We start from the raw sequence: 5,914 nt of genomic DNA on the forward strand, positions 1-5,914 counted from the left end.
TTCTCCTGTTTTTATCAATGATTTAATTTTAAAGGCTTGGTTTAAGAATTGAAGAACGGTCTAAAATGATCGCTTACGTTGTTAATGAGTGAATTAAAAAAAGACATCATTTCGGTAGCCGATTTGCTTGCTACCAAGTCACTGACCATTCCCGACTATCAGCGACCATATAGATGGACGCTGAAAAACGTGGTTCAGTTATTTCACGATATCGACACCCACAGAGATAAAACTGCCTACCGCCTTGGCACTATCGTCTTTCATTCTGACGAGGAAAAAGGGGAGTTAAATATCGTTGATGGACAGCAGCGCACGCTGACTTTGTTACTTGCCGTATGGGCAATAATTGAAAAGCGCTTGAGTAAAATTGACCGAGGATTGTTAAAAGAGCAGGTTCAGCGACTTAGTAGCCCAGTAGAGCATTTGTTAAATGATCAGACTTTTTCTAGTGATATCAGTAAGGCAAATCTGCGGGCGAATTTTCTGGAAATTAAAAGAATAGTCGGCAGGCCAGACTTTACCGAAGCACATATCGACTTCCTTCTAAATAAGTGCCAAGTGGTGACCTTCACGCTGGAAAACGTTTCCGAAGCATTTCAATTTTTTGATTCTCAGAATGCTAGAGGAAAGGACTTGTCTCCTCATGACCTCTTAAAAGCATATCATTTACGAGAGTTTGGTATACCGGAACAACACTTGAAAGCTCAGTCAGTTGCAGACTGGGAGAGCCTGAAAAGTAAGACTTTGGAAAAATTATTTGCAGATTACCTCTATCGGATAAGGCGTTGGGCAAGTGGCGAGCGAGCGCTTTATTTTGGAAAGGACCAAGTAGATGTGTTTAAGGGGGTAAACCTCTACATGGGTGATGCATTTCCTTATACAACAAGTCTTAAAATAGCACACCATTACACAGACGAATTCAACCAGCAATATCAACGGAAAGTCGATGGACAATACCAAAAGTACCCCTTTGGGTTAGACCAGCCAATTGTTAATGGCCGTCGATTTTTTGAGATGGTCGCACACTATCAAAAACAGATTGAGGCATTAATAAGTAATGAATATGAATCAAGTGATGCCTTTCTTGGTGTTCAACTAAGTGAAGATGCTCATAAGATATTACAAACACTTAATTCTTCAGCTTTATATAAAAACAAACGGCGCACAGGTGATATTTATATCAGGGAGTTATTTGACTGTGCCCTTATATTTTATTGGGATAAGTTTGGAGTAACAGATTTATCGCGAGCTATCGAGAAGCTGTTTATCTGGGCGTATTCGTTACGTATCCAAAGGCAAGTGTTACAACTTTCCTCAGTTGATAAATACGTAGTTGAAGAGTTGAATGTTTTTAAGCTCATATCGCAACCCATACACCCTTCCCAGTTAATGGCGCTTCGACTACCAATGTTAAATGATGAATTAAATCGCAATAACTCGGGCAAAAACAGAGGCAACAAAAACCAGTCCGCGGTGAGCGCAAAAGTGTATGACCCACTTGTAATTCTGTTTGAAGGAATGGGCTATTATGAGTAACACAAACGAAGTAAAAGAGTTTTCAGTTCAAGGCCTACTGGGTAGCGGCAATAATTATCTCGTTCCAATGTATCAGAGAAATTACTCTTGGGGTGAGGGCCAAATCACTCAATTGGTTCGAGATATTGCAGACTCTATGACAGCTAATAATTACTACATAGGAACATTAATCGTTTATAGGCGAGAAGATGGACATTTAGAAGTAATTGATGGTCAACAGCGTTTTACCACCTTGTCATTATTGATATCTGCTATCAAAAACCAAGCTGTTGAATACAAGCAGACTAAGACGTCTAGAAAAGTAACGACGTGGTATAAGTCGCCTAATATTAACTTTGAAAGCCGTTATAAATCTCAAGCAACTTTTACAGCAATCAGTGAAGGACTGCCTTTAAAAAAACTTCAATCTGACGAAAAGAATGAGTTTAACGAAGATTTGGTTTCGGGTTATGACCTATGTTTAAAAGCACTGGCGGAGCTAGGGAACGTAAAAATAACGGAGTTTGCCAATTACCTACTTAATCACGTAAAGATTATGCAGGTGGAAGTGCCTGATGATACTGATTTAAATCATTACTTTGAAATCATGAACAGCAGGGGAGAGCAACTCGAAAAGCATGAAGTATTAAAAGCTGAATTGATGTCAGTACTTCAGAGTAAGCTTCGAGGCGCTAAACGAGAGAAAGCGTTATATACGCTTAATCGAGTGTGGGAGGCCTGCGCTAATATGGAGCGGTACGTTCAATATGAATTTACCGTTGCTGAAAGGCATAAAATATTTGGTAAAAACGATTGGGGACGGTTTACAGTAGACAATTTTAATGCGCTGTCTGACGCACTTGATACTGATGATAAAATTGCTACAAGATTATCTATCTCTGAAATATTAGACAACAGATCTCAATCAGATAATTCCTTTTTAAAAGATGAAGCTGATAAGTTAGAAGAAGACAGATTCAGTAGTGTTATAAACTTTTCTAACTTCTTACTACATGTACTTCGCGTCTACTGTGGAGAAGACTGGTACGATAGAGGCGAGGAACAGGGTTTATCATCTGATGAGAAAGGCTCAGACATATCGCTGGACGATAAAAACTTAATAAAGACCTTTCAAAATAAGTTGCTAGACGCTTTTGCAAAGCCCGAGCAAGCGGTTATGGGGTTTGTTCATTGTATATTGAAATGCAGATATTTATTTGACCAATTTGTAATTAAACGCGAATTGTCTACAGCAAACGATGGATGGAGTTTAAAAAAGCTAAAATATTATAATAAGAAGAGTGTGAGCTTCATCAATACTTTTGATTCTAATGATAATAGTTTTGATAGCGTAAACAGAGATATTCTAATGTTGCTCTCTGCATTTCACGTTTCTACACCAACTTTGGCTTACAAACATTGGTTAACAGCGGTTCTTTACTACCTGTCTGGTCAGAAAGAAGTTGACGCTGAGAATTATCTCCAATACCTAAATAACCTAGCCAAAAGATACCTATTTGATCTTTTTTTAACTAAAGGTAATGGTGAAAATTATGCCGATATTATTTTTAGATATAAACATTCCTATACTCCCGAAAACGTAGAATATGAAGATGTCGATGAGAGTAAGCTAACTTATCGTAATATTCGGAATATCTTCGTGTTTAACTATTTGGATTACCTCCTTTGGATAAAAGGAAAGGGCAGTAAAAATAAAAAAATTCAAGAGTTTGAGTTTACCTTTAGAAGCTCTATAGAACACTTCTATCCGCAGCACCCTATGGGGAATTTTGACAAACTGCCAGAGGGTGACCTACATCAATTTGGAAACCTTTGTTTAATTAGTCATGGCAAAAACACTCGCCTCAGTAACATGCCGCCTGCGGAAAAAAGAGAATACTTAGAAATGCTCCTAAAGAAAGAGAAAATAGAGAGCTTAAAGCTGTACAAGATGATGGAAATGACTGTCGATGAAAAAAGTTGGGGTAAAGAACAAATACAGAAACATGGCGAAGAAATGATTGAGTTATTACTGTCTTCTACTGACAGTTGAAGTAGTTAGGAAATATCAGCAGGGACGAAAGAAATATGTCAGACATCGTTTACGTAGGATGGGATGTTGGCGGCTGGAACTGCGATAAAAACAGTACTAGTCGCGATGCATTGGTTATGCTGGACAGTCAGGGCTATATACTCGGCTTTCCTTGGCGCGGGAATCTGGCACACCTTATTAATGAGTCGGACAATCAACAGGCATTTTTAAGCGGCGTGTTTGACTTATGCGAACTGGATTACCTGCAACAACAAATTGTGCTGGCAATTGATACGCCATTAGCCTTCAGTAACAGCTTTCGTAATTTACTCAATGGCGTAGTAAGTAATACCCATGTTGCAAGCCATCAAAACCCATATTTGTTCCGGTACTGTGAACGGCTGCTCGCCGATCGTGGCTTTAAACCGTTATCTGCCGTGAAAGATATGATTGGCGCTCAAGCAACCAAAGGCATGCATTTATTGGCAAAGTTTATACCTGAAAAGATGTCTACTGGCGTATGGCGACATCAAAATATTACGGCTATTGAAGCGTATCCCTCTCCTTGCAAACAATCGAGACATATCACAGACCTGCAAAATAGGGCTCAATGGCCTTTAGCGAAAAAAAACGCTAGCAAACCAACTATGGTAAACGGTAAAGCACTCCATCAAGACCATCTTGATGCACACATTTGTGCGTTAATAGGTTGGACTTTCCAGCAACTCCCCGAGCTTTTATGGCATCCAGAACAAGATGCGCCAGAGGCTGAAGGCTGGATCTTTGTACCCAATGATTGTTTTGTTAACAAAGAATTGAACTAAGAGGTTAACAATGACACCGACAAAAAGCTATTTTCGAATTATTGCTGGTAAAGGCAGTATGCACGCTCAAACCTGTTTTGAGCACGGCTTCATTGGTTGTGATTGGTTAGATAATATCGACCTCACCGATAAACTTCCTGAAAATTGGCGAGAGTTTAATCATGACATGATACCCATCTATCTAGAGTCTAACCCTGATAAGTCTAAAGTCTCTGCAGGCCTAGCGTGCGGCATGATGCACACCATATGTAAGGGTATTAACGTTGGTGATATTGTCTTTTGTCCCAACGGACAAGGCATATACTTCGTGGGCGAAGTGACCTCTGAGTATGTTTATCGATCTAATGAAGTACTCCCGCATCGCAGATTAGTTAAGTGGTATGGCAAGGGTGTGGCACGTGAAGAAATGTCTAAGCCGCTTAAAAACTCTACAGGTTCTGTAGGTACAGTTTCTAATATCACAAAATACGCTGAAGAGTTGGAAGCTCTGCTGGAGGGGAAAGCGCCGCCAGCACTGACTCATTCAGATGCGACGGTAGAAGACCCATCTGTATTTGCGTTAGAAAAACATTTGGAAGACTTTCTGGTGGCTAATTGGGCTTCAACTGACTTAGGAAGAGAGTTTGATATCTATACCGATGAGGGAGAAATTGTCGGGCAACAATATCAGTCTGATACCGGACCTATCGATATTCTGGCAATAAGCAAAGATAAAAAGACTTTATTGGTGGTCGAACTAAAAAGAGGCCGTGCCAGCGACAATGTAGTAGGGCAAATACAACGGTATATGGGGTATGTCAAAGACGAGCTTTGCGAGCAAGGACAAACTGTTAAAGGGATCATCATTGCTCTGGAGGACGATATCAGAATCAAACGCGCACTCAGCGTAACAAATAATATCGATTTTTACCGCTATCAAGTCAGTTTTAGACTTGAAAAGCAACAGTAGAACTATAGTCGTTTAGAGATAGAGATAAATTTGAGAATTAAAAAGGTTTGTTTTGAGAACAGATGAAGAGCTCTTAGAAGAGCTAAGACGGGTATGGGAATACCCTGAGCATTCCAAGCTGATAGTAATTGGTAAAGTTGAGCAAATTTCGATTAGGGAAGGTAATTCTTTTTATATTGTTAACGAAATCCGCAATCCCAAAAACGGTCGGTTGCTCAAATATCCTGAAGCAAATGACAAAACCCGTCACACCATATTCATGGGCTCTATACCCAAAGACTTGAGAGAAGTTGGTGTTAAAGCGGGAAGTTGGGTTCTATTTGAAGCGGAGTTGGCTCCACTAAGTGAACGAACAAAACGAGATAATTTGTTCGAACTTAATGTAATTAATAATACGGTCAGCCCATTGAAAGAGTTTCCGAAAGAGCTAACTCAACCCTACCAAACAGAAAGTGGTGACTTTATAGAAGAATGGGTAATCGATGCACTACGCAAGTCACATGAAGAGAATGTACTCCGAGAGGTAAATCAGAAAAAATCGGATTTGGAAGCAGAAAATGAACTGCAATTAAAAAGTATCGAGCAACTTGGCGT

The 5,914-nt window shown here is 39.7% G+C and carries 5 protein-coding genes; all 5 read left to right on the top strand.

Annotated features, from left to right (window positions below; genetic code table 11):
• Positions 1–84: 84 nt before the first annotated feature.
• Entirely contained in the window at positions 85–1,536 is a 1,452-nt protein-coding gene (locus tag V5298_RS19460; RefSeq protein ID WP_332933090.1) for a DUF262 domain-containing protein, read from the top strand.
• Entirely contained in the window at positions 1,529–3,568 is a 2,040-nt protein-coding gene (locus V5298_RS19465; RefSeq protein WP_332933091.1) for a DUF262 domain-containing HNH endonuclease family protein, read from the top strand. Before V5298_RS19460 ends, V5298_RS19465 begins: the two co-directional genes overlap by 8 nt.
• A 35-nt stretch (positions 3,569–3,603) precedes the next feature.
• Positions 3,604–4,371 carry a hypothetical protein gene (locus V5298_RS19470; protein WP_332933092.1) on the top strand — a complete coding sequence of 256 codons (768 nt, stop codon included), beginning with the start codon at positions 3,604–3,606 and terminating at the stop codon, positions 4,369–4,371.
• A 10-nt stretch (positions 4,372–4,381) separates the two neighbouring features.
• Entirely contained in the window at positions 4,382–5,320 is a 939-nt protein-coding gene (locus V5298_RS19475) for an endonuclease NucS domain-containing protein (protein WP_332933093.1), read from the top strand.
• 52 nt (positions 5,321–5,372) lie between these two features.
• The coding region (locus V5298_RS19480; protein ID WP_332933094.1) for a hypothetical protein at positions 5,373–5,914 on the top strand (542 nt) is incomplete at its 3' end.

It is taken from the genome of Alteromonas sp. 14N.309.X.WAT.G.H12 (assembly GCF_036697315.1).
GTDB lineage: Bacteria > Pseudomonadota > Gammaproteobacteria > Enterobacterales > Alteromonadaceae > Alteromonas.

Excerpts from the sequence above, each read along its gene's own strand:
- V5298_RS19475 (WP_332933093.1), top strand. The coding sequence starts at position 4,382 with ATGACACCGACAAAAAGCTATTTTCGAATTATTGCTGGTAAAGGCAGT.
- V5298_RS19460 (WP_332933090.1), top strand. The coding sequence starts at position 85 with ATGAGTGAATTAAAAAAAGACATCATTTCGGTAGCCGATTTGCTTGCT.
- V5298_RS19465 (WP_332933091.1), top strand. The coding sequence starts at position 1,529 with ATGAGTAACACAAACGAAGTAAAAGAGTTTTCAGTTCAAGGCCTACTG.
- V5298_RS19470 (WP_332933092.1), top strand. The coding sequence starts at position 3,604 with ATGTCAGACATCGTTTACGTAGGATGGGATGTTGGCGGCTGGAACTGC.